Below are 23,689 nucleotides of genomic sequence, written 5' to 3'. Positions count from 1 at the left end.
ATCGTCCGCCTGCCTGATTGCCATGCCTGAATTGCCCGAAGTCGAAACCACCCGCCGCGGCCTGGAGCCGCACATCCTCGGTAAGCGCATTACCGGCGTGGTGCTGCGCCGCGACAGTCTGCGCTGGCCGATTCCGTTCGAGATTGTCGATCGTCTGCCCGGTGAAAAGATTCTGGCCATCGAGCGCCGTGCCAAATACCTGCTGATGCACACCGCCGCCGGGAGCGCGCTCTGGCATCTGGGCATGTCAGGCAGCATGCGCGTACTGAAGGCCGGCACCCCGGCCGGCAAGCACGACCATGTCGACATCGAACTGACCGGCAAGCGCATTATCCGCTTCACCGATCCGCGCCGCTTCGGTTGTCTGCTCTGGCAGGCGCCGGGTGAAATCCATCCGCTGCTGCAGAAGCTGGGGCCCGAGCCGCTGTCGGAGGCGTTCAACGGCGATTACCTGTTCCGCAAGAGCCGCGGCAAGACCGCCGCGGTCAAATCCTTTCTGATGGATCAGGCAGTAGTCGTCGGGGTGGGTAACATCTACGCCGCCGAGAGCCTGTTCCGCGCCGGTATTTCACCGCTGCGCGAAGCGGGGAGCCTGACCAAGGCGCGCTATGAAAAACTGGCAGAGGCGGCCAAAGAAATCCTGGCCTATGCCATTGAACGCGGCGGCACCACCCTGCGCGATTTCATCAATCCCGACTCCGAGCCCGGTTACTTTGAACAGGAGCTGGATGTGTACGGCCGCGAAGGCGAGCCCTGCAAGAAATGCGGGCGGCCGCTGCGCGACTCGCGCCTGAACAACCGGGCGGGAGCGTGGTGCGGATCTTGCCAAACCTGAAAATATTCATGCAGGCGACTGAATACGCCCTTCACATTCGTACTAAATATGGGTATCATTTTTAATTACTCTCAATTAAGCAGGAGTTCAAGATGACGCTACCAACCATATTCACCCTCACCGCATTCATCGCTTGGGCCCTCTTACTTCTGGTTCTGATGGCAATCATGCGCTCACAGCTGGTACTACGCGGGAAAGTGCCAGCCAACGGCTTCACGCCCGATAACGCCGGCCTATCACCGTTCATGCAGCGTCTGGCGCGAGCACACGCTAACTGCGTGGAGAGTCTGCCCGTATTCGGCGGCCTGCTGCTGGTGGCCATCGTTAGCGACCGCACCGCGATCACCGATCCGCTGGCCTATATGTTTCTGGCGAGCCGCCTAATCCAGTCACTGGTGCATCTAGTCTCGACAAGTCCGACAGCGGTTATGGTCCGTTTCGCAGCCTTCGCCACGCAGATTGGCATCGGTCTGTATTGGGCTTTCCAGCTGTTATCTTCTATGCTTGCACACAGCGCGGCCTGAGCCAAAGGACGCGAGCACGCCGGATTGACAACGGCTTGACCCGACTTCCGCTAGGCTAGGACAATCTCAATGTTTTGGAGCCTGCCATGAAATTTTACCTGTTGGCTTTTCTGCTGACGACAAGCGTGCTTGCCAATGCCAACGAACGCATGGTCAGCATGGATCTGGTCGATGCCACCGGTAAAGCGGCCTGGGTCGGCGAGGTGCGCATCACTGAAACCCCCTACGGTCTGGTGTTCACCCCGCAGATGCGGGCTTTGCCGCCGGGACTGCATGGCTTCCACGTGCATGAAAACCCGAGCTGCGCGCCGAAAGACAAAGACGGCAAACCGGTTGCGGCTTTGGCCGAAGGTTCGGCCACGCAACCCGTGCTGGCGCCACGCCTGAAGCTGAGCGAGCTTCCGGGCCGTTCGCTGATGCTGCATGCCGGCGGCGATAACCACGCCGACCATCCCGCCACGCTCGGCGGCGGCGGTGCGCGCATTGCCTGCGGCGTCATCAACTGACATGGCCACGCTGGCCCTGAAAATTCCACCACCGGTCATTGCGCTGCTCTGCGCCGGCGCGATGTATGCCCTTGCCGAAACCACCATGCCCTATGGGCTGGGTCCGGTCTGGACCTTGCCCGCCGCCATCACGCTAGCAATCATCGGCATTGGTTTCGATTTGGCCGGATTGATTGCATTCCGCCGGCACCACACCACGATCAACCCGCTGCATCCGGAAAAAACAAGCAGTTTGGTCACCAGCGGCATCTACCGCATCAGCCGCAACCCGATGTATGTGGGCATGGCGCTGCTGTTATTGGCCTGGGCGGTGACTCTGGAAAGTCCGGCGGCACTATTGGGTATCGGCGCGTTCATCGCTTACATCACGCATTTCCAGATCATTCCGGAAGAAAGCTTATTGGCGCAGCACTTCGGCGCGGATTTCGAAACTTACCGCCAACGCGTTCGGCGCTGGCTCTGAATCAGTCGTCCTGATCCAGCGGCAATACGCTCTGCTGCAGCTCGATGGCGCTTTCACCGGCCATGATTTTCTTGAACTCGGGACGTGACACCGACACATAGCGTTCGTTGCCGCCGACTTCCACCTGCGGGCCTTCGGTGACCGCGCGTCCGTTTTGATCGACACGCACCACCATGTTGGCTTTCTTGCCGGAATGGCAGATGGTTTTCAACTCAATCAGGTTATCGGCCCAGGCCAGCAGGTACTGACTGCCTTCGAACAGTTCGCCACGGAAATCGGTACGCAGACCATAGGCCAGCACCGGAATCTTCAGGCTATCGACCACATCGGTCAGCTGCCAGACCTGCGCCTTGGACAGAAACTGTGATTCATCGACCAGCACACAGTCAATCTTGCCCTTGGCCGCCAAGGCCTGACGCACAATCGCCGCCAGATCATCGTCGCCGGTGAACGTCACCGCATTGGCTTTGAGTCCGATGCGCGAGGCGACCACGCCCTCGCCGGCGCGGTTGTCGAGCCGCGGGGTCAGGATCAACGTGCGCATGCCGCGCTCGTGATAATTGTAGGCACTCTGCAGCAAGGTGGTGGTCTTGCCGGCGTTCATGGTGGAGTAGTAGAAATACAGCTTGGCCACGGAAATCCTATTCGTCGTCTTTTTTCGGCGCCTCAGCCGGTGCCACCGGCATCAATTCGCTGGCGGTCACGGTGCCGGTCGGCAACGCCTTCCAGGTTCCATTTTGCCATTTCCAGTAGTCTTCGGGTTGCCAGAATTTATCCTGGTAGAACTCATCGCCATTGACCTGGATCGGCATGCCGCCCGGACCGGGGATTTCGATTTTAAGCGTGCCGGCATAGCCGGTACGGCTGCCGGTGATGTTGCGCCGGTTGCGCTCCAAAATGGCTTCAATGCGCTTCTTGGCCACGCTGTCGCCGTAGCGGGCATACAGCGCCGCCCCTTTATCCAGTGCCTGGCGCCGCTCAAGCTCGGTCAACTCGCTCCAGTACTGCTCGCGCTTGGCGACCAGATCGCGGTACAGGCGCTCGGCCGCCAGATCGATCCAGACATAGGCTTCGGCCCGGTCAATCTGCACGCCCTCACCCTTCCACAGCATTTCCGCGACCATGGCTTGTGAGGGCTTATCGGCGTAATAGGCGCCCTTGCGGAACTGGCGCATGGCTTCTTTGTAATCGCCCTTGCTGTAGCTCTTCATGCCCAGCACGCGGCCATACAGGTCCGGATGACTGCTCAGAAAACTACGCGACTGGACGATGAAGGCATCGTCTTTCGGGCCGACATCAGCGGCAGGCAGCGATGCCGAAAAGAGCATCAAGGCAAGAAGCGGCACAATCGTGCGGATTTTCATTTTCGGTTCCATCGGCAAAGGACTGGGTTCAGCATAACGGCTGTTGTAACAGGGCGAATGTGCCGGAAGTCAGCCGGGCGCGGCAACCCCGAGTACAGCCAGCGCTTTACGGAACTCCGCATCCAGCGGCGCGGTGCACGTCAACATTTCACCCGATTCCGGATGAGGAAAGCGTAAACGCCAGGCGTGCAGAAGCATCCGGTGCACACCAAGCATGCGGAACGCCCGGTTGTGGCGGCCGTCGCCATGGCTAGTATCGCCGATCAGATGATGCGAGACGTGCTTGAGATGGCGCCGGATCTGGCGGAAACGGCCAGTCACCGGCGTACACTGCAGCAACGCATAACGCGAGGTCGGATGCTCAGCGCTGGCCATCGGTAATTCGGCAGTCCCCAGACAACGGAATACCGTGACTGCCGGTTTCTTTTCCGGCTTGCCCGGGCCGCCATCCAGATCATGATCAACGGTGAATTCCGCCTCCGGCCAGCCGCGGCAGACGGCCAGATAGTCCTTGCCGACATCGCGGCCCATAAAGGCCTTGCCGAGTACGGACGCCGCCTCGGCATCGAAAGCCACCAGCACGCAGCCGCTGGTGGCGCGATCGAGCCGGTGGATCAGATGCACCTTGGACGCGAGCTGATCACGCAGACGATGCAGCAGAAAATCGTCTTCGCCGCGAGCCAGGCCACTGGCATGCGCCATCAAGCCGGCCGGCTTATTGATGACGGCGCAGCGGGCATCCCGGTACAGGACCTGCAACGGGCCTTCGGTCACAGACGGCGCGGCCAGGCCAGAACGAAGCCGATCAAGCTCACGGCCATCGCGGTGTACAGCAGCGGACCGGGGCCTGCAAGCAGATAAAGCAGACCGGAAGCAAAACCGGCAGTGACGGCGAGCGCGAGCGCGAACAGCTGGCGCTGATTGCGCTGGCTGATTTTCACCAGCTGTGCGATTTCATCCGAACGCATACGGATGCGGGTTTCACCCTCGACCTGTTGGGCCAACGCCGACTGCAGCAACGCCGGCAGACCGGAGGCCTGATGCAGGATTTCCGGCCACTGTTTCTGCATGCGGTCGACGAAGGCTTTCGGGCTGTACCGTTCGCGCAGAATGCCTTCCAGCACCGGGCGCGCCACGGCCCACAAATCAATGTCCGGATCGAGCGTTCGTGCCAGGCCTTCGGTGTTGAGCAGGGTTTTCTGCAGCAGAATCAGCTGCGGCTGCAGGGTCAGCTGGTACTTCTGCGCGGTGCGCAGCAGCTTGGCCACCACTTCGGCAATCGAGAACTCCGACAGCGGGCGCGTGAAATACGGCTCGCAGACCGCACGCACGGCCGCTTCCAATTCATCCAAGCGCAGCGAAGCCGGCATCCATCCGGCCTGCACATGCAGTCGCGCGATCTTGCGGTAATCCTTGTGGAAGATCGCCATGAAATTTTCGGCCAGATAATACTGGTCCTGCTCGCTGAGCTGGCCGACAATGCCGAAATCCAGGGCAATGAACGACCCGCGGCGTTCACCGTCGGTATCGACCCAGATATTTCCGGCATGGGCATCGGCGTGGAAATAATTATCGCGGAACACCTGCTGATACAAAATGCGCACGGCCTTAGCGGCCAGTGCCTTGCGGTCGATACCACGGCGGTCGAGCTCTTCGATGGCATCGGCCGGAATGCCATACACGCGCTGCATGACCAGAACGCTTTCGCCGGTCAGCGGCCAGATCACTTCCGGCACCGACAGCTCGGCACTGTTCTGCCACAGACGGCGCATCAGGCTGGCGTTGGCGGCCTCGCGCTGCAGATCGCATTCGGCCAACAGCGTGCTTTCCAATTCGGCGACCACATCATGCGGCCGGATTTTATCGGCATGCGGATGCAGACGACACAGACCATCGGCCAATAATCGCATCAGCGCGATGTCGGCGCGGATCCGGGCTTCGATGTCGGGCCGCAGCACTTTGACCACGACTTCCCGGCCATCCTTGAGCCACGCCGCATGCACCTGCGCAATCGAGGCCGAGGCCAGCGGTTCGTCGTCGAAGCGCTCGAACACCTCTGTCAGTGGCTGACCGAGGCTGGCCTCAATCAAGGTCCGCGCCTGTGCTGACGGGAACGCCTGCACCTGATCGCGCAGTCCGGCCAGCTCATCGGCGATGTCGGCCGGCAGCAAATCGCGGCGTGTGGACAGGACTTGACCGAGCTTGACGAACAAGGGCCCGAGTTCCTGCAAGGCCATACGCAGACGGGCGCCACGCGGCAAGGCGCGATTGGCAGCCGAGGTCGGAACGAATACTTTGGCAACACGCAGCAAGGGCGTAGCCCGCGATTTTGGCAGCAATTCATCCAGACCGTAACGCGATGCGGTGCCGACAATGGCGATAGCGCGCAGCAGCGGTTTCATTTCATCCGCCCGGCAAGCTGTTCGGCGCGGGCCTGCAGACGATCGGCGCGTTGGCGCAGACGATCGACCTCGCCATGGAAATCGGCGAGCTCGGCCTTGCCGACCACCACCCGCGCTTCTTCGGTCGCGTATTCGGCGCCGGAACGGGCCAGGCCGGCGGCCCCGATACGGGCATGACGGAATCCTTCGCGCAGAATTTTTGCCGCTTGCGGACCAAGCACCGGACCGAAGGCGGTGACGAACGGCGCCTCCCAATCCGGGTCGTAGTTTTTCAGCAGATCCTGCAGCACGCGCGCCAGTTCGACATCGCCATTGATGCGCATGGCGCCGACCACGGTCCGTCCCTGCGCGAACACCGGCAGGCTCTGCAACAGCCCGGACAGCTTGCTCTTGATGCTGACGTCGGCCTCGCGCGCGGCATCCACCGGACCGACCTGCAGCCGGCCCTCGCGGACATCGATGGCCAAGGCGATATCGGGCGATTGCAGATGCGCTTCAATACGGCGGCCTTCCAAAGCCTGCAGTTTTTCACGGCTGGCCGGATCAAGACGGAGCGCACGGTTCAGACCCTCCTGCAGCACACGGCCGGCCAGGGGTTTCATCGAATCCAGGGAAAACGGGGTACTCATCAATCAGCCTTCTGCAGGGAGTCGCGCAGACGACGCAGGCCTTCCGCGAAGGACACCTGCGGCACATAACCGAAATCACGGCGCGCGTTGGAACAATCATACCAATGCTCGGTCGACAATTGTTCGGCCAGAAACCGGGTCATCGGCGGTTCGCCCGGCACCCGGAATGCGCGCCAGAGCAACTCACACACCATCCCGCCCAGATAAGCGACCGCAAACGGCACGCTCGACTGCACTGTCGGGGCATCGGCGGCGCCCAGCAAGCCATTGACGATGTCGCGGATCGGCATCGGCTCGCCGTTGGAAATGAAATAGGCCTTGCCGGCGCAGACTGCGCCCGGCTGCAGGTGTTCCAGCGCCAGCAGATGCGCCTGCACCACATTGTCGATGTAGGTGCAGTCCATCCGGTTGCTGCCATCGCCGATGAAACGCAGACGGCCGGCGCGGGCGCGCTCGGCCAGACGCGGCAACAGCTGCGTATCGCCCGGGCCCCAGATCAAACGGGGTCGCAGTGCGACCGTCGCGAAGTCCGTTGTATTCGCGGACAACACGGCGCGCTCGGCCAGCATCTTGCTGTGCGGATAATGCGCGGAAAAATGCGTGGCATACGGCGTGTTGCTTTCATTGCCGCCACTGACCGGCGTACGGCCGGCGTGCACCACGCTCGGTGTCGAGGTGTACACAAAGCGGTGGATACCGATGGCACGCGATTCGGCCAGAAGTACGGTGGTGCCGGTGATATTGGTACGTTCGAAGTCCTGCCATGCGCCCCAGCCACTGGCCTTGGCGGCATTGTGCAGCACGGCATCCACCCCCTGCAACGCCACACGTACTTTCGCAGCATCATCGAGTGCACCGAGCACCTGGGTCACGCCCAGTGCCGCCAGCGCTTCGGAATGATGCCGTTGCAGGCTGATTACGGTATGGCCTTGTGCAAGCAGGCCGCGGCACAGGCCCTGGCCGAGAAAGCCGCTGCCGCCGGTCACCAGAACCTTCATGCGCGCTTGGCCAGGCGTTTGGCCGCCCACAGGGTGAGCTGCTCGCGGCCGATTTTGGCGTTGTGCCGGATATCGACCGGAAAGCCCGGATGGAACAGTACGATTTGAATCTGCCGCGTGTGCCGATGCTGGCTGGCAATGGTGAGTAATTCGCTGCACAGTACGGAATCGGTAATGGCCGCGCCTGGCTCGCGCTCGATGCACAAGACCGGTTGTTGCGCGCCATAAGTGCCGAGTCCGACCAAGGCCGAACGCCGCACCGCCGGATGCTGATTGAAAATCGGCTCGACGTTTTCGGTACCGAGCAGACCTTGCGCCGTCTGCAGGCGTTGTGATTTTCGACCGCAGAACCACAGACGGCCCTGCGTATCCTGCCAGGCCAGATCACCCATGCGGTGCACGACGCGGGTGCTGCCATCGGTCAGGGTTTCGTGGATTTTTCCGAGAAGATTGGAAGCCTCGCGGCGGTAATAGCTGTCGGTGGCGCTCGGGCCGGCCACGGTGACTTCACCGATTTCGCCCTGCGGCACGCATCGCCCCTCATCCCATTCGGCAATCGGTTCATCGCTGATGGCAATCAGACGCACGGTATTTTCCGGCACAGACATGCCCACGCAGGTGCCGAAGCCCTGCTCGGTGCCGGCGCGGGTCAAGGCCAGCTGCTCGCCGTCGATAACCGCCACCGGCAGGCATTCGGTAGCGCCGTAGGGTGTCCAGAAACGGGCCTGCGGATCACACAGGCTGCGGATTTTTTCCACAGTGTCAGCCGGCACCGGCGCGCCGGCGGAAATGACGCAGCGCAGACCGGGCAAAGATTTGCCGTGCTTGGCCAGCACCGCCATCAGCGCCGGTGAACCGAACAGTTGGGTGACGCTGAAAGTGGTGATGGCATGCCGCAGTTTTTCCGGATTGGCGCTGCCCGGCCGGCGCGGATCCATATCGGGAATGATGCTGGTCAGTCCCAAGGCCGGATCGAACAGCGCGAACGGCGGAAAAGTAGGCAGACTGACGCCGCCGGGTTCAACCGCGAACGCCTGCTGCAACAAACGCACCTGCGCGGTGAAATGCCGGTGTCGGTACAGCACGCCTTTAGGTACGCCGGTGGAACCCGAGGTGAACAGAATCGCGGCCGGATCCTCGCCGTCGACCTGCGGCAATTCTGCCCGGCTGGCACGGCCCAAGGCTTCGATAGCACTCAGCGTTTGGCCGCCGAACAGGGCAAAACGGCCGTCGGTGACTTTCAATCGCACGTCCGGTGCCCAGCCCAGCACCAGCTTCGCGGCTTGCGCCAGAGCAATGCCAATGAAGGCCTGCGGCGCGGCTTCACGCAGGCATTGTTTCAGTACGGAGCGCGCGATGCCCGGATCCACCAGCACCGGCACGGCGCCGGCCTTGAACAGGGCGAACATCACCAGAAAAAATTCAATCGACGGCTTGAGCATGACCACCGCGCGTTGTCCGCGGCCGATGCCGTAGGCTTGGAAACCCAAAGCCAAATGATGACTGCGCCGATCAAGATCGGCGTAGCTGATGAGGTCATCGTAACGCGCGAAACCGTCCGGTCCTTTCGTGCCTGGACAACGGATGGCCGGCCGATCGCCTAACTGTTCGGCACGCAGGGGCAGGATGTCCGCGATGTTGATCAGCTCGGGCATCGCGGTGCCTCCTCAGCCGATGGGGTGACGGTCCAGGAACTGGCGGATGGCCGGAACCAGATCCTCGTGCTTGTCTTCCAGCACATAGTGACCGGCATCGCTGTAGATCTTCTGCGTGGCCGCGGGCAGATCCTTGACGAAATGGGCCAGGAAATCCTGATCGAACACGAAATCCTGCAGCCCCCAGCCGATGAACGCCGGGCGATCGCGGTAACCCGGCAACTGTACTTCGGCCTGCTGCACCAGCGGCCAGGCGGCATCGTCGGGTTTCAACGGAATGTCCTGCACGAAACGGTGCACGGCGCGCCGATTCGTCCAGCTGTCATACGGCGCCAGCAGAGCTTTACGGCTGGCCGGCGGAATGGGACGGAGCACACCGAGATCGGCGGCGCCGCGCGCGAAGAAATTGAAGCCGCGGATCAGCACCGCACCCAGCAACGGAATGCGGCCAAGCGCGATCTGCCACGGCAGTTTCTTGGTCTTCGGCAAGGGAAACGACGCGGTATTGAGAATGACCAGACGCGCAATGCGTTCCGGATTGCGCAGCGCCCAGGCGAAACCGACCATGCCGCCCCAGTCGTGCACGGCCAAGGTGATTTTGCGGGTCAGGCCCAGCGAGTCGACCAGACGGTCGAGATCGTCCACGCGCGATTGCAGCGTGTAGGTGTAGGCGCCGTCGTCGGGCTTGTCGGAAAGACCCATGCCGACATGGTCGGGCACGATGCAGCGATAGCCATCACGCAGGCCGGAAACCAGATGCCGCCAGTAATAACTCCAGGACGGATTGCCGTGCAGCATCAGCACCGGATCGGCCTCGGCCGGACCTTCGTCGAGATAACTCAGGCCGATGCCGTTGCCGCGGTCGAATCGTTTCGGGGTGAACGGATACTCGGGATAGAACGCCAGCTCAGACACGGATTACCACACCACTTCCGCCATCGAGCAGTTCAGACCGGAGCCGATGCCGAGCAGCGCAATACGCTGGCCTTTTTTCAGACGGCCCATTTCCTTGAGCTTGCTGAGCACGATCGGCACCGATGCCGGACCGATGTTGCCGTGCTCGGCGAAGATGGTCATGACTTTCTTGGGGTCGATGCCAAAGGCCTTGATCATGGCATCGGTGTGCACGCGGCTGACCTGATGCACCACGAACTCGTCGATTTCCTCGACCGCCCAGCCCATGGCCAGACGCGCGGCGGCGAAGGTCTTGGCGGCCAGCTTCATGCCTTCAATCAGCAGCATGCGGGTGTCGGTGACCATGCGGTCGAGATTGCCGCGGCACAGGGTGTTCCATTCAGTGGCCGAACGCGAGACGCCGCCGCGGTAGCGCGGGGCATCCGGGGCCAGTTCCACACGCGACAGCACCATGGCCGCAGCGCCGCAGCCCAGGGTCAGCGAGGCCATTTCGTTGCGGAACTGCTCTTCGGTCAGGTCGGGCGCCTTCATGCGCGCCAGGGTTTTTTCATAGACCATGTTGGCGGTTTCGCCGTCAACGATCAGGGCGTAATCGATTTCGCCACGCTCCAGCATACGGCTGGCCACATCCATGCCACTGAGAAATGCGAGGCAGGCATTGGCGATGTCGAAATTGAGGCAGTTGTCACCCAGGCCCAGATTGCCGGACACGATGCTGGCGGTGGAGGGCTCCAGATAGTCGCGGCTGACCGAGGTGTTGACCAGCAGGCCGACACGGCTGCGATCGATACCGGCATCCAGCAGCGCCTTTTCGGCGGCCATGGTGGCGACATCGGAGGCCTGCATATCGCCGTCCCACATGCGACGGGCTTTGATGCCGGCGATGTCCTGCAGGACATCGGTCGTGATGCCCAGGCGGTCCATGGCCGGTTTCAACTCCAGATTGATCTGGTCGGAAGTCAGGGTGACCGGAGCATCGATGTGCGCAAGGCCGGCAATGGCAACGTTTTTGAAGAGCATAGCGATTCCATGAAACGGCCGGCCGGTGTCGGCGGAGGCCCAAGTCGCTTATTTTGCCATATCCGGTGCGGGCGTGCCCCGTTTAGGGGCGCGAGCGGCGGTCACGGTGGCGCTGCTGATCTATGCCAATTTCTTCACCCACCATTACATCGGCGATTACCGCTGGTATTTGGCCGCCTGCGCGCTGGGGCTGTATGCCCGCACGGTGGTGGTGTTCCGGCCTTACGACCGTGACCGGCGCATGCCCTTGCTACTGGCCTTCGTTCTGATCGGCTTTTTCATCTGGCTGGCCGAGAACATCAGCACCTTTTACGGCATCTGGAAGTACCCGAATCAGCTCGGGGCCTGGTCGATAGTGCATGTCGGCAAGTGGAGCTCCTGGTCGCTGCTGGTGATCATGACCTTCACCATCATCGCCGGCCTGAAGCACATCAAGTCGCGCATCCATGTGCCGGAATGACCGGCTGCAACCTTTTTTGGCGACACCGTCTCTATCCCTACAAGCCGCCACTTCCGGCGGCGCTATAAGGAGACTGCCATGGCAGGTGATGTATTCGTAGTACTGATCATTTTCAGCGCGCTGGTGATGATTGTGAAAGCCAGTGTCGACGCCATCGTCCGCGTCAAAGCGCTGAAATCGAGCGATGCCTCGCCCGAGGTTTTGAAGGCGATTGCCCAGGCCGGCACACCGTTCCATCTGACCGCCCTGAAATGGGGTCTGGGTCTGGGCTGTCTGGGGGTGGGCTTCCTTATCATCGACGCGCTCAATCTGCAGCCGGACCAGCCCAGCACCTGGGGCGTCCTGACTCTGTCGATTGCGACCGGTCTGCTGTCGTTTTACGGATTGGCCCGAAAAAACCTGATGTAAGCACCGCGATGCACCACAGAAAAGGGGCCCGAAGGCCCCTTTTCTTTTGGCGGAAATTCCGCGCTTACTTGACCGGCTTGCCGGTGTTGTCGAGCACGGTCAGCGGGCCGATGTTCAGCGCCGCCACTTTGTCGCGGATCTTGGACAAGTCACCGACCACCACCACGGTCAACGCATCCGGCTGGATGGTTTTGGCGGCGGCATTGACCTGGTCCAAATTCAGACCGGTAATCAGAGCAGCACGTTTGGCCTGATAGTCATCCGGACGATCGTAACGCACGATGCCGCCCAGAGCGCCGAGCACGGCATTGGCGGTTTCGAACGAACCCGGCAGACCGCGCACTTCGCTGGCCTGGATCTTGGCCAGCTCTTCCGGTTTAGCCGGGGCTTTGCCAGTCGCATATTCGCTCACTTCCCGCATCATTTCCTGAAGCGATTCGGCAGTTTTATCGATCTGCACGGCCGCGGAAGCGGTCCACAGTCGCTGGCCTTGCGCGCCACCGACACCGGAGTACGAGCCGTAGGCCCAGTGTTTGTTTTCACGCAGGTTCATGTTCAGACGCGAGCTGAACTCACCGCCGAGAATCGAGTTGGCGATTTCGAACTGAGTGGCATTGGCATCGCGGCTGGACGGCACCAGTTGGCCGATCAGGATATTGGCCTGCACGGCGCCCGGTTGATCGATCAGGATCACACGCTTTTGCTTGGGCAGCGCCACCGGAGTGACGGCGACCGTGGGCTTGGCGCCGGACGGGGCTTTCCAGTCGGCGAAAGTGGATTCCAGCTTCGGCAGCACTTCCTTCAAGGTGGTGTCACCGACCACCAGCAGGGTGGCGTTATCCGGACGGATCCAATCACGGTGCCAGGCCATCATGTCGTCCTTGGTCAGCGAAGCGATGCTGTCTTCTTCACCCAGGCCGCTAGAGGCCACGGCATAAGGATGGCCTACACCATAAATGGTCTGACGCAGGGTGCGGCCACCGATGCCGGCAGGACGCGCTTTTTCCTGCTTGATCGAGGCAATCCAGGAAGCGCGAACGCGGTCGATTTCAGCTTGATCAAAGCGTGGGCGCAGGATCATGTCGGAATACAGAGCCAGTGACGGCTCGAGGTTTTCCTTCAGCGCGGAAACAAAAACGCTGCTGCCATCGAGATCGGCACTGGCACCGATGTTGGCACCCAGCGACTCGGCACGATCACCGAAACTAAGCGCATCGTACTGACCGGCACCTTCGTCGAGCATGCCCATGGTGAAGTTGGCGATGCCGGCTTTGCGGCCTTGGTCGGAGGCGAAGCCCGCGCCCTGGAAGGCCATACTGAACTGCACCACCGGCAGACCCGGGCGTTCGGCCAGGATCACGCGGGTACCGTTGCTGAGCGTGGCACGTTGCAGCGCCGGGAATTTCAGATCCGGGAAACTGGTGGTTTTCGGCACGCCGGCTTTGCGGTCAAGATCGGTTGTGACCGTGCGGAATTTTGGATCGGCTTTCGGAATGACCGAAGGGGCCAGATTGGCCACCGCCGGCTCTTCCACCACCGGCGGACGCTCGCCCGGTACGATGCTCAAGGTGTGATCGCCGGAGGACAGCCATTTACCGGCGACTGATTGCAGGGTCTTGGCCGAGGTTTTCTCGATGACGGCCAGGCTTTCGCGGAAGCAGTCGGCCTTGCCGGTGAACACGGCGCATTCGGCCAGCACATCGGCCTTGCCACCGAAACCACCGATGCGCTCGACGCCGCGGATGAAGCCGGACTTGATGACGGTCTTGGCCTGGACCACTTCGGTGTCGGTCGGGCCATCCTTGATCAGGCGGGCCATTTCTTCACTGATGGCGGCTTCGACTTTTGCGGCATCGGCGCCGGCTTTGACATCCGCCTGCACGATGAATAGACCGCCGAGCTCCGAGCCCCAGGCGAATGCGGCGACGTTATCGACCAGCTTGTCTTGGAACAACAGGCGCTTGTCGAGGCGCGAGGATTTACTGCCGCCGAGCACTTGCGCCAGAATCTGCAGCTGGTCGCCAGTGGCGTCGCCCACGCCCGGGACGTTCCAGGCACGGTAGATGCGGGTCTGCGGGACTTTGTCAGTGATGGTTTCACGCGTGGATTGGGTGCGCTTGGCAATCATGGTCGGCATTTTGGCGACCGAAGCCGAGGCCGGGATGTCGCCGAAATAGCGGGTGGCTTTTTCCTTGGCGGTGGCCAGATCGATGTCGCCGGCCAGCACCAGCACGGCATTGTTCGGGCCGTACCAGCTCTTGAACCAGGCTTTGACGTCATCCAGGGTGGCGGCATTGAGATCGTTCATCGAACCGATGACCGAGTGGTGATACGGGTGGCCTTTCGGATAGCTGGCCTTCAGCAGGTGATCGAACACGCGGCCGTACGGCTGGTTTTCGCCCTGGCGTTTTTCGTTCTGTACCACGCCACGCTGCTCATCCAGCCCCGCTTGGTCGATGGCGCCCAGCAGATGGCCCATGCGGTCGGATTCCATGAACAGGGCCATGTCGAGGGCCGTAGTCGGCACGTTCTGGAAATAGTTGGTGCGGTCGGAGTTGGTGGTACCGTTCTGATCGGTGGCGCCGACCAATTCGAAGGGTTCGAAGAATTCGCCCTTGTGATTTTCCGAGCCCTGGAACATCAGGTGTTCGAACAGGTGCGCGAAACCGCTGCGGCCAAGCGGCTCGTCCTTGGATCCGACGTGGTACCAGATATTGACGGCGACGATCGGTGCCTTACGGTCGGTATGCACGATCACACGCAGGCCATTCGGCAGGGTGAATTCCTGATAGGCGATGTCCACGGCCGGGGCGCCGGCGGCATATGCCGACGACACGAGATACGGCGAGGTGCCGAGAAGGGCGAGACCGAGCGCGGCCGACAGAAGGGTTTTGTTTCCGAATCGCATGGGCGGTTATCCTTTGGGGTGAATCGGTAATGGTAATGGAAATTGACGGGACCTACACTAGGCCATATGTCATAGTGACGGCGTGAAATCCGGAGCTCTGCCGTATGCCGCGGTCCGCCATCCTTCTGTTATTGTTGATAATTTCAGGCGCTGCCCAAGGTCTTGAATCGGTTCGGTTCGAGCAGGGTCAGGCTTGGGATCTGCAAAAGAAGCGCTTGCTGTACACCGAATCGCACTGGAGCCGCTTCGAGAACAACCTGCTGTCCGAACGCACCGTGCTGTACCGTTGTGCCGATGGCACGCCCTTTGCCCGCAAAGTCATTTCCTACGCACCCTCGCGCCTGGCACCGGCATTCGACTTCAAGGACGCCCGTCTCGATTACCGGGAAGGACTGCGCTGGAAGAACGGCCGTGCCAGCGTCTGGTTTGATGGTAGCGACGGCTACAAGGAACGGCAGCTGCAGAGTGCTCCGGATTTGGTTGCCGATGCCGGTTTCGACGGCTTCATCCGCAGCCGCTGGCCGCAGTTGCTAGGTGATCGCCGGGAACAACTGCAGTTTGCAGTGCCGTCGCGGTTGGACAGCTATGGCTTCCATCTGCAGCGGGTCGGCCCGGCGGTATACCGCGAGCAAGCGGCGCAGACCTTCCGGCTCGGACTCAACGGTTGGCTTGGCCTGGTGGCTCCGGACATCGAGGTCACCTACGGCAGCGCCTCCAAACGGCTGCTGCGCTTTAAAGGCTTGAGCAACATCCGTGACGATAGGGGCCGCGCCACGCTGCGCGCGCTGATCGAGTTTCCGTTGACCGACCGCGAAGTGCCGGTCGCCGAAAAAAACCGGGCGCAGTCGGTTTTGCTAAAATCCTGCCAACTCAGCTGAATTTGGAACACATCGTGATCGATGTGATTTTGTACGAACCCGAGATTCCCCAGAACACCGGAAACATCATCCGCCTGTGTGCCAACACCGGTGCCCGCCTGCATCTGGTCGAACCGCTCGGCTTCGTCTGGGATGACGCCCGGGTCAAGCGCGCCGGTCTGGATTACCACGAATTCGCCGAGGTCCGCCGGCATGCTAACTATGCGACCTGTCTGGCCCATCTCGGCCAGCCACGCGTGTTCGCATTCAGCTCGAAAGCCGAAACGCGTTTCGATACACCGCATTACGCAGCCGGCGACGCCCTGCTGTTCGGCCCGGAAACCCGCGGCCTGCCGGCAGAAGTTTTGGCCGGACTGCCCGAGGCGCACAAACTGCACTTGCCGATGCGCCCCGGTCAGCGCAGTCTGAATCTGTCGAACGCCGTTGCCGTAGCGGTGTTCGAAGTGTGGCGGCAAATCGATTACGCTTGAAACGCGTAAAGGGAAATTCCAGCAAATTCAATTGGCAGGCGCCGATTACGTTATGAAAGATAAAGGTTTTTCTATTTACTTTTAACGGAAAATTAATTACACCGATTTTGGACTCCTAGGTAGCGGCTTCGGCGCTTCTGTTGGTGCCGTATATTATGTCAATGAAAGCTTTGGCATAACTGCAGATTACGAATACCATCCAGATAATGAAATCGGCATTTGGGGCATTGGCGCCCGCTTCAGCTTCTAATCGCGTAATACGTACACAAGAGAAACCCCGCTTCGCGGGGTTTTTTGCATCATTCGAACAAACCTTGCGGATATTCGGGTTTCTGTTCGCGCGACAACAATAGCTTGAGGCCCTCCTGCGGGGTGATTTCTTCATGCAGCACGCGTCGCACCAGCGCGGAAATCGGCAGGTCGATGCCGAAGCGCTCGGCCAGGCGCATCACTTCATCACAGGTCTGGATCGATTCGACCACCTGCCCAATCGAAGCAACGGCCTCGCGGATCGATTGGCCTTTGCCCAAGGCCAGACCGAGACGGCGGTTGCGCGACAGATCGCCGGTGCAGGTCAGCACCAGGTCGCCCAACCCAGCCAGACCCATCAGGGTTTCGGCGCGGCCACCGAGCGCGTGATTGAGGCGCAGCATTTCATTCAAACCTCGGGTAATCAAGCCGGCGCGCGCGTTCAAGCCCAGACTCATGCCATCGGCAACACCGGTGGCCACGGCCAGAACATTCTTCATCGCACCGCCGAGTTCGGCACCGAGCATATCGTTGCCGGTGTAAGCGCGGAAGGTCGCGCCATGAAGCGCCTCGGCTACGGTCTGGGCGAATTCGGGATCTTCGGAGTGCACGGTCACCGCGGTCGGCAGGCCCTGCGTGACTTCCTTGGCGAAGGACGGACCGGTGACCACGGCCAAGGCGACGTCGGCGCCGAGAATATCGGCCGCCACTTCATGCAGGAATCGGCCGGAGCCGGGCTCGAAGCCCTTGGTGGCCCACGACACACCGACACCGGCTTTACGGTGCGGCGTCAGCGCCTGCACGGTTTCGGTGAAGGCGTGGCTAGGCGTCACTACCAGAATGAAATCGGCATCGCGCACGGTGGCCGCCAGATCGGTGCTGGCCTGCAGACTTGCGGGCAAAACAATACCCGGCAGATACCGGGTATTTTCATGCAGGGTGTTGATGGCGTCGACTTGGCCGGCATTACGGCCCCAGACCGTGGTCCGGTGGCCGTTGCGGGCCAGAAGCGCCGCAAGGGCCGTGCCCCACGAGCCGGCACCCAAGACCGCCACCTTCATCGGCGCGTCCATGGCGGTCGCGCTTAGGCGTTGCCGCCTTCGGATACGACGGTGCTGCCTTCGCTGGCGGCGGCGACTTGTTCGGCGCGACGACGCAGACCTTCAGCGTAGATGCCTTCGAAGTTGATCGGCTGCAGATAGAACGGCGGGAAGCCACCCTGGTTGATCAGATCGGACACGGCCTGACGGGCGTACGGGAACAGCACGGTCGGGCAATGGATGCCGAGCATGGCGTCCAGAGTCGGCTCGTCGAAACCGGAAAGACCGAAGATGCCGGCCTGCGCGACTTCCGCCAGATAGATGGTTTTTTCACCGATGGTGCAGGTCAGGGTCACGCCCAGCACCACTTCATAGACGTCATCGGCGAGCTTGCCGACTTTCTGGTTCAAATTCATGTTGAGCTCGGGCTGACCCTGCTCGTTGAACACCAACGGGGCATTCGGGGCTTCGAAGGAGACGTCCTTCACATAGATTTTTTGCACGTTGAAAGCGGCTTGTGCACCGTCTTGAACGGCGCCTTCGGTCAGATTGGCAGACATGGTAAAACTCCGGAAAATGCGTAAACGCAGCTAAGAATCAATGAGGGTACTACAGGGTTATGGGGTCTGGCCCCATGATATCAAGTCACCGGCCCTTGGTCAGGGGCAGATCGGCCTGGATCCAGGCGTTCAGGCCGTCATTGAGCCAATACACCCGGGTGAAGCCGGCTTTATGCAGGCGCTTGGCGGCCTCGCTGGAGGATTGTCCGGTCCGGCAGACCACCGCCACCGGCAGCTCTTTGGCCTTAGCCAACAGTTTGTTTTCCGGGTCGAACTGGCTCATGGCGACATGCTTCGCGCCCAGGATATGGCCTTTGTCGAATTCGGCGATGGCGCTGACATCCACCATGAGTGCGGATTCGCGGTTGATCAGCTCGGTGAGCTGGGCCGGGCTCACGGTTTTGTAACCGACGAACAGGCGGGCCACTTCGGTGTACACCAGGGCCACGGTCAAGACCACGAAAATCGAAGAAAGGATCGGGCTCTGGGCGGCAAAGGCAATCAGGGCGTCAAATGACATGCGGCGTCCAACAGGGGGTAAACACCTATTATCGCCCGTGGCGGGGCTGAATGCCAGTCAATCCAGCTTGGGAAGCCCCGAAGTCAGCCACCAGCGCTTGGCCACCGGATCGTAACGCCAGGTCTGCCGGTCGGTCTGGGTGCGTTCGGTCTGCGAGGCCACATCGATGATGCGCAGTTCGACCCGTTGGCTGTAGGTCTGGGGATCGGGTCGTTCGGCCGATTTCAACAGATAGCCACTGACCTGGAACTGTTTGTAATAGGTTTCATCAGCATCGCTGAAGCCGCCGGGCGGACGCAGCAGCGGATCGACCGACTCACGCGCCTTCTCGAAATCATTCCAGCGCACGGCACTGGCATAGATCTTCAGGGCCGCTTCCAGGGCTTTGTCGTTCTTGTTGGATCCACCCGCCAGCGCAGGCGCCGGCAGAAAAACCAGCATCAGGGCGACAAACAACGCTTTGGTGAACATGGTTTCTTTCCGGAGGGCCTCAGTTACACTAGATTCTGCCACAAATGGCCGCTACCCACGACGACGCATGCCTCGCGCTTCCGACCTACACGGATGGACTCTGATTTCGCTGCGCCCGCGTCACCGGCACGGTGCGGTAAGGCGCGCGGCCAGCGCCCAGGGGGCCAGGGTGCTGGCGATTTCGCCCTATGAATTGCGTGCACTGGATGCCGGCGCAGCCTTGCAGGCCGCCCTGCGCTGCCCGATCCGGATCGCCAGCTCACCGGCTGCAGTGGCTTTCGCTGCGGCACAGAGCCCCCTTCACGGTGACTGGCTGGCCATCGGCGAAGCCACCGCCAAGGCCTTACGGCGTGCAGGCGCGGCAGACGTGCAGAGCGCGGAACCGCAGAATGCCGACGGGCTGTTGGCCCTGCCGATCCTGTCCGACTGCCGCGGCCAAGACATCGGGTTGATTACGGCGCCCGACGGCCGTGGACTCTTGGAGAGTGCTTTGCCGGCGCGCGGCGCGCACCTGCATATCGCCCATGTCTATTGCCGACACCCCTTGAAGCTGCCAGTCGGCGTGCATCGCCGTCTGCAGGCACTTGGTCAGAATACGGCGGTATTGGTCAGCAGCCGGGCGGCCTTTGCCGAATTCTGGCGTCAGCTTGATGACGGCGAACGCGATAAAATCAGACGAACGCTTTGCATCGCCAGCAGCGCCCGCTTGCTAGAATATCTCCACGGGCTCGGCATCCGGCATCTCCGGCTCGCCCCCGGAACGCAACCGGCCAGTATGCTGGCTGCCCTGCGCGAGGCCATTGCCGCCAATGAAGGTAAAGGATGATGTGATGAGTGATACGCCGGCTCCTGTTGCTAAAACACATTCCCGCATCGGCGTGGTCATTCTTTCGGCCGTTCTGATCATCGCCCTGGCAATATTCGCCTGGATCCGCTTTCGTGTGGACTCCGGTGAAGCCCTGATTCCGACCGCCGACCTCAGTACTGAGGCACTGGACCGACGTCTGCTGATCGCTGAACAGCAGGTCGCCCGACTTGAGCAGGAACGCGCGGCTTTGCAGCAGCGCCTGGGCGAATCGGCCAACCGCACCAATCTGCTGCGCGATGAAGTGCTCGGTGTCAGCGAGCGTGCAGCGCTGATTGAAGACAGTGTGCAGCAGCTTAGCCGCAGCGATCGCAGCGCCATGGACAGCCTGCGCTTGAACGAAGCCGAACTACTGCTCATCATCGCGCAGGAACGCTGGCAGCTGTCGGGCGATCTGGCCGGCACCCTGCAGGCCACCGAATTGGCATCCACCGCCATCAACGGCCTGAAAGATCCGCAATGGCTGACGCTTCGACAGACGGTGACCCGCGAATTGGCGGCCTACCGCGGCATCGAAGCCGATCCACGCGCGATTGCCCGCGGTGAACTGGATGCCCTGGAAGCGCTGCTGCCGCAGTTGCCGGCCGCAAACAGTGGCGACATCGAGGGCACTCCGGAGCCTTACGGTTTCGAGCGTCTGCTCAAGGCGCTCATCCGCATCCAACCGACCGGGCAACAGACCTTGATTGCCCCGGCCGAACGGCAAGCGGCGCAGACCGCACTGGCCCTGGAAATCACCAACGCGCGGACCGCACTGCAGTTGCGGCAGAGCGCCGAATTCAAGAACAGCGCGCGCCGGATTGATCAGTGGCTGCTGCGTCTGTATACCGATGGCAAAGCGCTGCAGGAGCGCCGGCAACGTCTGCAACAGGCTGCCAATGCGCCGCTCAGCATCGCATTACCGGAAGCCGGCAGCACGCTCAGTGAACTGCAGCGGCTGAAACAGAGCGTCACGCCATGAGCCTTTACCGCAGCTTCCTGTGGTGGTTGTTGCTGGCGGCACTCGGCGCGCTGGCCTGGGATCTGCTGCAACCGGATTTCGGCGAAGTGGTCATCCGCTGGCACGGCACCACCGTCACCACCACGGTCGCGTTCTTTCTGTTCGCCTGCATCCTGTTGCTGTTTGCGCTCTGGTTGCTGTGGACCGTGTTGCGTTTTCCCTACAACGCCTGGCAGGCCTACGCCCACAAACAGGCGCGCAGTCGCTTGAACAGCGGACTGACCGCGTTTTACGAAGGCCGCTACGGACGGGCGCAGAGCCTGCTGTTGAAGGCCGCCGAAGACAAACAGGTGCGCGATCTGGCATTGCTGGGCGCACGTCAAGCCGCGTTGGCGCAGGAAGATTTCGTCGCAGCCGCCGGTCTGCTGGAGCAATTGAACCAATCGAATCCGACCTTGGCCGCATCCAATAATGCACGCCTGTTGTTGAAGCAAGGCAAAGCCCAGCAGGCCCTGGATGTGATGCTGACGCGGCCGGCCACGGAGTGGTCACCGGTGGCACGCGGCATCGCCATCGAAGCGGCGATCAGCCTGCAGCAATTTGATCTGGCCCGCAATTGGATGCAGGCGCGCGGTCACGGCATGAGTAGTAAACAGCAGGCGCAACTGCAGGCGCTGTACCAAGGCCGCTATCTGGCCGGTGCCGATTCCGCCGACACGCTCTGGCAGCGCTGGCAGGAACTCGATGTCCAAGGCCCGCCCGGTGAGGCCATGGCCGAAGCTTTCGCAAAACGCGCCGGTGCGCTCGGCATGCAACATTCCGCTGCAAGTGCATTATTGGATTCGGCCGAAGCCCATTACGCCAGCGCATCAGTGAAAGCACTGTCGGCCTTGGCGCAGAACGACGCCGCACTCTTTGAACGCCTGCGTGCATTGTTGGCCGCGCATCCGGACGATGCCGATTTACTGCATTCACTCGGCAGCTGGAGCCGTGCCGCCGGCAACAACGATAACGCCATCGGCTATTGGCAGCGCGCGATTGCGCAAGGCGGCGGCGCGGAAAGCTGGAATCAACTCGGCCAGGTCCATGCCGGCCTGGGCCAGTTCGAGCAGGCCTATATCGCCGAAAACAATGCGCGGCGTATGTTGAACGGCGAAGCACCTCTGCCGATGACCGGTATCACGCTGCAGCAGCGCATCGCTGCCGAAGCGGTTTCCGAACAGCGCAACGAACACGGGATTCCGTGGTTGCCGCAATAAGTGGAAATAAAAAAAGCGGCCGCAAGGCCGCTTTTTTTGGACGATGTTCTGAGGCTCAGCGCTCGACAATCGCCGCCACGCCCATGCCGCCGGCGGTGCAGATCGAAATCAACACACGGCCCTGGCCCTTTTCCTTCAGCAGTTTCGCGGCGGTGGCCACAATACGCGCACCGGTGGCTGCGAACGGATGGCCAAGTGCGAGCGAGGAACCGACCACATTGAGTTTGCTGCGGTCGATCGATCCCAGCGCGCCGTCCATGCCGAGTTTGGTTTTGCAGAATTCCTCGGACTCCCAGGCTTTCAGGGTGCACAGCACCTGCGCGGCGAAGGCTTCGTGGATTTCATAAAAATCGAAATCCTGCAGTTTCAGGTTGTTGCGTTTCAGCAACTGCGCCACGGCCCAGGCCGGCGCCATCAGCAGGCCTTCACCGCCGACGAAATCAATGGCGGCCACCTGTGCATCGGCCAAATAGGCCTGAATCTCTTTGCCGTTGGCCTTGGCCCAGTCTTCGGAAGCCAACAACGTGGCGGAGGCGCCGTCGCTCAGGTTGGTGGAGTTGCCGGCGGTCAGCGTACCTTTGCCGGAGCGCTTGTCGAAGGCCGGTTTCAGCGTGGCCAGTTTTTCCAAGCTGGTGTCCGGGCGCAGGATGTTGTCGCGCTCCAGACCGCGGAACGGCATCACCAGATCGCTGAAAAAACCGCGCGCATACGCGGCGGACGCTTTCTGGTGCGATTCATAAGCAAGCTGGTCCTGGTCTTCGCGGGCGATGCCCCAGGTCTTGGCCATGTCTTCGCAGCTTTCGCCCATGCTCTTGCCGGTGCGCGGTTCGGCCACGCCGGGAAATTCGGGTTTGAATTCACCGAAGGAAAAACCTTTCAGCGCGGCCTTGATGCGTTCGCCGAGCGTGCGCGCACGGTTGAGGTCGAGCAAACGGCGGCGCATTTTTTTACTGACTGCAATCGGCACATCCGAGGTGGTGTCGGAACCGCCGCCGATGCCGGCCTCTATCTGGCCGACCGCGATTTTATTGGCGACGGTAATCAGCGCATCCAAGCCTGTGCCGCAGGCGCGGGTAATGGTGATGCCGGGCGTATGCGGCGACAGCCCGGACGACAGCGTGGCTTCGCGCGCCAGATTGAAATCGGAGGAATGCTTGAGCACGGCGCCCATGGCGACTTCACCCAGAATCTGGCCCTGCAGTTGGAATTTTTCAACCAGACCGCCGAGTACCACGGTGGACAGGCCGAGATTGCCGACATCGAAGTAGGCGGTGTTGTTGCGGCAGAACGGAATCCGGACGCCGCCGAGAATGGCGACACGACGCGTGGACGACATGGAATGGCTCCTGA

At 61.4% G+C, this 23,689-nt stretch carries 26 protein-coding genes; 11 read left to right on the top strand and 15 right to left on the bottom strand.

All coding sequences use genetic code 11. The annotated features are described in order from the left end of the window. The first annotated feature begins 22 nt into the window (after positions 1–22). The 4 genes from mutM (at position 23) to ACIQ1A_RS04230 (ending at position 2,328) form a co-directional block, all read left to right on the top strand. Positions 23–835: a bifunctional DNA-formamidopyrimidine glycosylase/DNA-(apurinic or apyrimidinic site) lyase gene (gene mutM, locus ACIQ1A_RS04245; RefSeq protein WP_395769822.1), complete on the top strand. Its 813-nt coding sequence runs from the start codon at positions 23–25 to the stop codon at positions 833–835. A 92-nt stretch (positions 836–927) separates the two neighbouring features. Beyond that, entirely contained in the window at positions 928–1,359 is a 432-nt protein-coding gene (locus ACIQ1A_RS04240; protein WP_395769821.1) for an MAPEG family protein, read from the top strand. Between the two features lie 86 nt (positions 1,360–1,445). Continuing rightward, entirely contained in the window at positions 1,446–1,865 is a 420-nt protein-coding gene (locus ACIQ1A_RS04235) for a superoxide dismutase family protein (RefSeq protein ID WP_395769820.1), read from the top strand. 1 nt (position 1,866) lies between these two features. Beyond that, positions 1,867–2,328 carry a methyltransferase family protein gene (locus ACIQ1A_RS04230; protein ID WP_395769819.1) on the top strand — a complete coding sequence of 154 codons (462 nt, stop codon included), beginning with the start codon at positions 1,867–1,869 and terminating at the stop codon, positions 2,326–2,328. A 1-nt stretch (position 2,329) separates the two neighbouring features. Here ACIQ1A_RS04230 and ACIQ1A_RS04225 read toward each other — a convergent pair whose 3' ends face one another. The 9 genes from ACIQ1A_RS04225 to ACIQ1A_RS04185 form a co-directional block, all read right to left on the bottom strand. Next, positions 2,330–2,962 carry a thymidine kinase gene (locus ACIQ1A_RS04225; protein ID WP_395769818.1) on the bottom strand — a complete coding sequence of 211 codons (633 nt, stop codon included), beginning with the start codon at positions 2,960–2,962 and terminating at the stop codon, positions 2,330–2,332. 7 nt (positions 2,963–2,969) lie between these two features. After that, the gene (locus tag ACIQ1A_RS04220) at positions 2,970–3,692 is read right to left on the bottom strand and encodes a hypothetical protein (protein WP_395769817.1); all 723 of its coding nucleotides are present in this window, start codon (positions 3,690–3,692) and stop codon (positions 2,970–2,972) included. 69 nt (positions 3,693–3,761) lie between these two features. Next, positions 3,762–4,481, bottom strand: a complete 720-nt coding sequence (locus ACIQ1A_RS04215) for a pseudouridine synthase (RefSeq protein WP_395769834.1) — start codon at positions 4,479–4,481, stop codon at positions 3,762–3,764. Further along, a complete protein-coding gene (gene ubiB, locus ACIQ1A_RS04210; protein WP_395769816.1) occupies positions 4,463–6,094 on the bottom strand; it encodes a ubiquinone biosynthesis regulatory protein kinase UbiB in 1,632 nt (543 codons plus the stop codon). The genes ACIQ1A_RS04215 and ubiB overlap by 19 nt, the downstream gene beginning before the upstream one ends. After that, positions 6,091–6,723, bottom strand: a complete 633-nt coding sequence (locus tag ACIQ1A_RS04205; protein ID WP_395769815.1) for an SCP2 domain-containing protein — start codon at positions 6,721–6,723, stop codon at positions 6,091–6,093. The genes ubiB and ACIQ1A_RS04205 overlap by 4 nt, the downstream gene beginning before the upstream one ends. Further along, complete coding sequence (locus tag ACIQ1A_RS04200; RefSeq protein WP_395769814.1) at positions 6,723–7,721, bottom strand: NAD-dependent epimerase/dehydratase family protein; 999 nt, start codon at positions 7,719–7,721, stop codon at positions 6,723–6,725. Before ACIQ1A_RS04200 ends, ACIQ1A_RS04205 begins: the two co-directional genes overlap by 1 nt. Next, positions 7,718–9,376 (bottom strand): fatty acid CoA ligase family protein, encoded by a 1,659-nt coding sequence (locus ACIQ1A_RS04195; protein ID WP_395769813.1) that lies wholly within the window; start codon positions 9,374–9,376, stop codon positions 7,718–7,720. The genes ACIQ1A_RS04200 and ACIQ1A_RS04195 overlap by 4 nt, the downstream gene beginning before the upstream one ends. A 12-nt stretch (positions 9,377–9,388) precedes the next feature. Continuing rightward, positions 9,389–10,282 carry an alpha/beta fold hydrolase gene (locus tag ACIQ1A_RS04190; RefSeq protein ID WP_395769833.1) on the bottom strand — a complete coding sequence of 298 codons (894 nt, stop codon included), beginning with the start codon at positions 10,280–10,282 and terminating at the stop codon, positions 9,389–9,391. Between the two features lie 12 nt (positions 10,283–10,294). Continuing rightward, positions 10,295–11,311: a 3-oxoacyl-ACP synthase III gene (locus ACIQ1A_RS04185; RefSeq protein ID WP_395769812.1), complete on the bottom strand. Its 1,017-nt coding sequence runs from the start codon at positions 11,309–11,311 to the stop codon at positions 10,295–10,297. A gap of 73 nt (positions 11,312–11,384) precedes the next feature. Between ACIQ1A_RS04185 and ACIQ1A_RS04180 the strand changes: the two genes are divergently transcribed. Then, complete coding sequence (locus ACIQ1A_RS04180) at positions 11,385–11,771, top strand: DUF817 family protein (protein ID WP_395769811.1); 387 nt, start codon at positions 11,385–11,387, stop codon at positions 11,769–11,771. Positions 11,772–11,849: 78 nt separating this feature from the next. Beyond that, entirely contained in the window at positions 11,850–12,179 is a 330-nt protein-coding gene (locus tag ACIQ1A_RS04175; RefSeq protein WP_395769810.1) for a hypothetical protein, read from the top strand. A 64-nt stretch (positions 12,180–12,243) separates the two neighbouring features. Here the strand turns inward: ACIQ1A_RS04175 and ACIQ1A_RS04170 are convergent, their stop codons facing one another. After that, positions 12,244–15,087 carry a M16 family metallopeptidase gene (locus ACIQ1A_RS04170; protein WP_395769809.1) on the bottom strand — a complete coding sequence of 948 codons (2,844 nt, stop codon included), beginning with the start codon at positions 15,085–15,087 and terminating at the stop codon, positions 12,244–12,246. Between the two features lie 104 nt (positions 15,088–15,191). Here ACIQ1A_RS04170 and ACIQ1A_RS04165 point away from each other — a divergent pair, with 104 nt between their 5' ends. Next, complete coding sequence (locus ACIQ1A_RS04165) at positions 15,192–15,965, top strand: hypothetical protein (RefSeq protein WP_395769808.1); 774 nt, start codon at positions 15,192–15,194, stop codon at positions 15,963–15,965. 14 nt (positions 15,966–15,979) lie between these two features. Continuing rightward, entirely contained in the window at positions 15,980–16,435 is a 456-nt protein-coding gene (locus tag ACIQ1A_RS04160; RefSeq protein WP_395769807.1) for a tRNA (cytidine(34)-2'-O)-methyltransferase, read from the top strand. 299 nt (positions 16,436–16,734) lie between these two features. Here ACIQ1A_RS04160 and ACIQ1A_RS04155 read toward each other — a convergent pair whose 3' ends face one another. From ACIQ1A_RS04155 to ACIQ1A_RS04140, 4 genes are all read right to left on the bottom strand, one after another. After that, positions 16,735–17,757: an NAD(P)H-dependent glycerol-3-phosphate dehydrogenase gene (locus ACIQ1A_RS04155; protein WP_395769806.1), complete on the bottom strand. Its 1,023-nt coding sequence runs from the start codon at positions 17,755–17,757 to the stop codon at positions 16,735–16,737. A gap of 11 nt (positions 17,758–17,768) precedes the next feature. Beyond that, a complete protein-coding gene (gene secB, locus ACIQ1A_RS04150; protein ID WP_395769805.1) occupies positions 17,769–18,284 on the bottom strand; it encodes a protein-export chaperone SecB in 516 nt (171 codons plus the stop codon). A gap of 85 nt (positions 18,285–18,369) precedes the next feature. Then, positions 18,370–18,804, bottom strand: a complete 435-nt coding sequence (locus tag ACIQ1A_RS04145) for a rhodanese-like domain-containing protein (RefSeq protein ID WP_395769804.1) — start codon at positions 18,802–18,804, stop codon at positions 18,370–18,372. Between the two features lie 57 nt (positions 18,805–18,861). After that, positions 18,862–19,275, bottom strand: coding sequence for a hypothetical protein (locus ACIQ1A_RS04140; RefSeq protein WP_395769803.1), 414 nt, complete (start codon positions 19,273–19,275; stop codon positions 18,862–18,864). A gap of 67 nt (positions 19,276–19,342) precedes the next feature. Between ACIQ1A_RS04140 and ACIQ1A_RS04135 the strand changes: the two genes are divergently transcribed. Genes ACIQ1A_RS04135 through ACIQ1A_RS04125 form a run of 3 tightly spaced genes read left to right on the top strand, consistent with a single transcriptional unit; the run spans position 19,343 to position 22,339 of the window. Beyond that, the gene (locus tag ACIQ1A_RS04135) at positions 19,343–20,101 is read left to right on the top strand and encodes a uroporphyrinogen-III synthase (protein ID WP_395769802.1); all 759 of its coding nucleotides are present in this window, start codon (positions 19,343–19,345) and stop codon (positions 20,099–20,101) included. A gap of 4 nt (positions 20,102–20,105) precedes the next feature. After that, entirely contained in the window at positions 20,106–21,101 is a 996-nt protein-coding gene (locus ACIQ1A_RS04130; RefSeq protein ID WP_395769801.1) for a hypothetical protein, read from the top strand. Next, positions 21,098–22,339 (top strand): heme biosynthesis protein HemY, encoded by a 1,242-nt coding sequence (locus tag ACIQ1A_RS04125; RefSeq protein ID WP_395769800.1) that lies wholly within the window; start codon positions 21,098–21,100, stop codon positions 22,337–22,339. The genes ACIQ1A_RS04130 and ACIQ1A_RS04125 overlap by 4 nt, the downstream gene beginning before the upstream one ends. A gap of 55 nt (positions 22,340–22,394) precedes the next feature. Here the strand turns inward: ACIQ1A_RS04125 and ACIQ1A_RS04120 are convergent, their stop codons facing one another. Then, the gene (locus ACIQ1A_RS04120; protein ID WP_395769799.1) at positions 22,395–23,675 is read right to left on the bottom strand and encodes an acetyl-CoA C-acetyltransferase; all 1,281 of its coding nucleotides are present in this window, start codon (positions 23,673–23,675) and stop codon (positions 22,395–22,397) included. Positions 23,676–23,689 lie beyond the last annotated feature (14 nt).

This window comes from Arenimonas sp. (genome assembly GCF_044353605.1).
Classification (GTDB): domain Bacteria; phylum Pseudomonadota; class Gammaproteobacteria; order Xanthomonadales; family Xanthomonadaceae; genus Arenimonas.
This window is presented reverse-complemented; position numbering and strand designations above follow the sequence as displayed.

Excerpts from the sequence above, each read along its gene's own strand:
- mutM (WP_395769822.1), top strand. The coding sequence starts at position 23 with ATGCCTGAATTGCCCGAAGTCGAAACCACCCGCCGCGGCCTGGAGCCG.
- ACIQ1A_RS04240 (WP_395769821.1), top strand. The coding sequence starts at position 928 with ATGACGCTACCAACCATATTCACCCTCACCGCATTCATCGCTTGGGCC.
- ACIQ1A_RS04235 (WP_395769820.1), top strand. The coding sequence starts at position 1,446 with ATGAAATTTTACCTGTTGGCTTTTCTGCTGACGACAAGCGTGCTTGCC.
- ACIQ1A_RS04230 (WP_395769819.1), top strand. The coding sequence starts at position 1,867 with ATGGCCACGCTGGCCCTGAAAATTCCACCACCGGTCATTGCGCTGCTC.
- ACIQ1A_RS04220 (WP_395769817.1), bottom strand. The coding sequence starts at position 3,692 with ATGAAAATCCGCACGATTGTGCCGCTTCTTGCCTTGATGCTCTTTTCG.
- ubiB (WP_395769816.1), bottom strand. The coding sequence starts at position 6,094 with ATGAAACCGCTGCTGCGCGCTATCGCCATTGTCGGCACCGCATCGCGT.
- ACIQ1A_RS04205 (WP_395769815.1), bottom strand. The coding sequence starts at position 6,723 with ATGAGTACCCCGTTTTCCCTGGATTCGATGAAACCCCTGGCCGGCCGT.
- ACIQ1A_RS04200 (WP_395769814.1), bottom strand. The coding sequence starts at position 7,721 with ATGAAGGTTCTGGTGACCGGCGGCAGCGGCTTTCTCGGCCAGGGCCTG.
- ACIQ1A_RS04195 (WP_395769813.1), bottom strand. The coding sequence starts at position 9,376 with ATGCCCGAGCTGATCAACATCGCGGACATCCTGCCCCTGCGTGCCGAA.
- ACIQ1A_RS04185 (WP_395769812.1), bottom strand. The coding sequence starts at position 11,311 with ATGCTCTTCAAAAACGTTGCCATTGCCGGCCTTGCGCACATCGATGCT.
- ACIQ1A_RS04175 (WP_395769810.1), top strand. The coding sequence starts at position 11,850 with ATGGCAGGTGATGTATTCGTAGTACTGATCATTTTCAGCGCGCTGGTG.
- ACIQ1A_RS04170 (WP_395769809.1), bottom strand. The coding sequence starts at position 15,087 with ATGCGATTCGGAAACAAAACCCTTCTGTCGGCCGCGCTCGGTCTCGCC.
- ACIQ1A_RS04165 (WP_395769808.1), top strand. The coding sequence starts at position 15,192 with ATGCCGCGGTCCGCCATCCTTCTGTTATTGTTGATAATTTCAGGCGCT.
- ACIQ1A_RS04155 (WP_395769806.1), bottom strand. The coding sequence starts at position 17,757 with ATGGACGCGCCGATGAAGGTGGCGGTCTTGGGTGCCGGCTCGTGGGGC.
- secB (WP_395769805.1), bottom strand. The coding sequence starts at position 18,284 with ATGTCTGCCAATCTGACCGAAGGCGCCGTTCAAGACGGTGCACAAGCC.
- ACIQ1A_RS04145 (WP_395769804.1), bottom strand. The coding sequence starts at position 18,804 with ATGTCATTTGACGCCCTGATTGCCTTTGCCGCCCAGAGCCCGATCCTT.
- ACIQ1A_RS04140 (WP_395769803.1), bottom strand. The coding sequence starts at position 19,275 with ATGTTCACCAAAGCGTTGTTTGTCGCCCTGATGCTGGTTTTTCTGCCG.
- ACIQ1A_RS04135 (WP_395769802.1), top strand. The coding sequence starts at position 19,343 with ATGCCTCGCGCTTCCGACCTACACGGATGGACTCTGATTTCGCTGCGC.
- ACIQ1A_RS04130 (WP_395769801.1), top strand. The coding sequence starts at position 20,106 with ATGAGTGATACGCCGGCTCCTGTTGCTAAAACACATTCCCGCATCGGC.
- ACIQ1A_RS04125 (WP_395769800.1), top strand. The coding sequence starts at position 21,098 with ATGAGCCTTTACCGCAGCTTCCTGTGGTGGTTGTTGCTGGCGGCACTC.
- ACIQ1A_RS04120 (WP_395769799.1), bottom strand. The coding sequence starts at position 23,675 with ATGTCGTCCACGCGTCGTGTCGCCATTCTCGGCGGCGTCCGGATTCCG.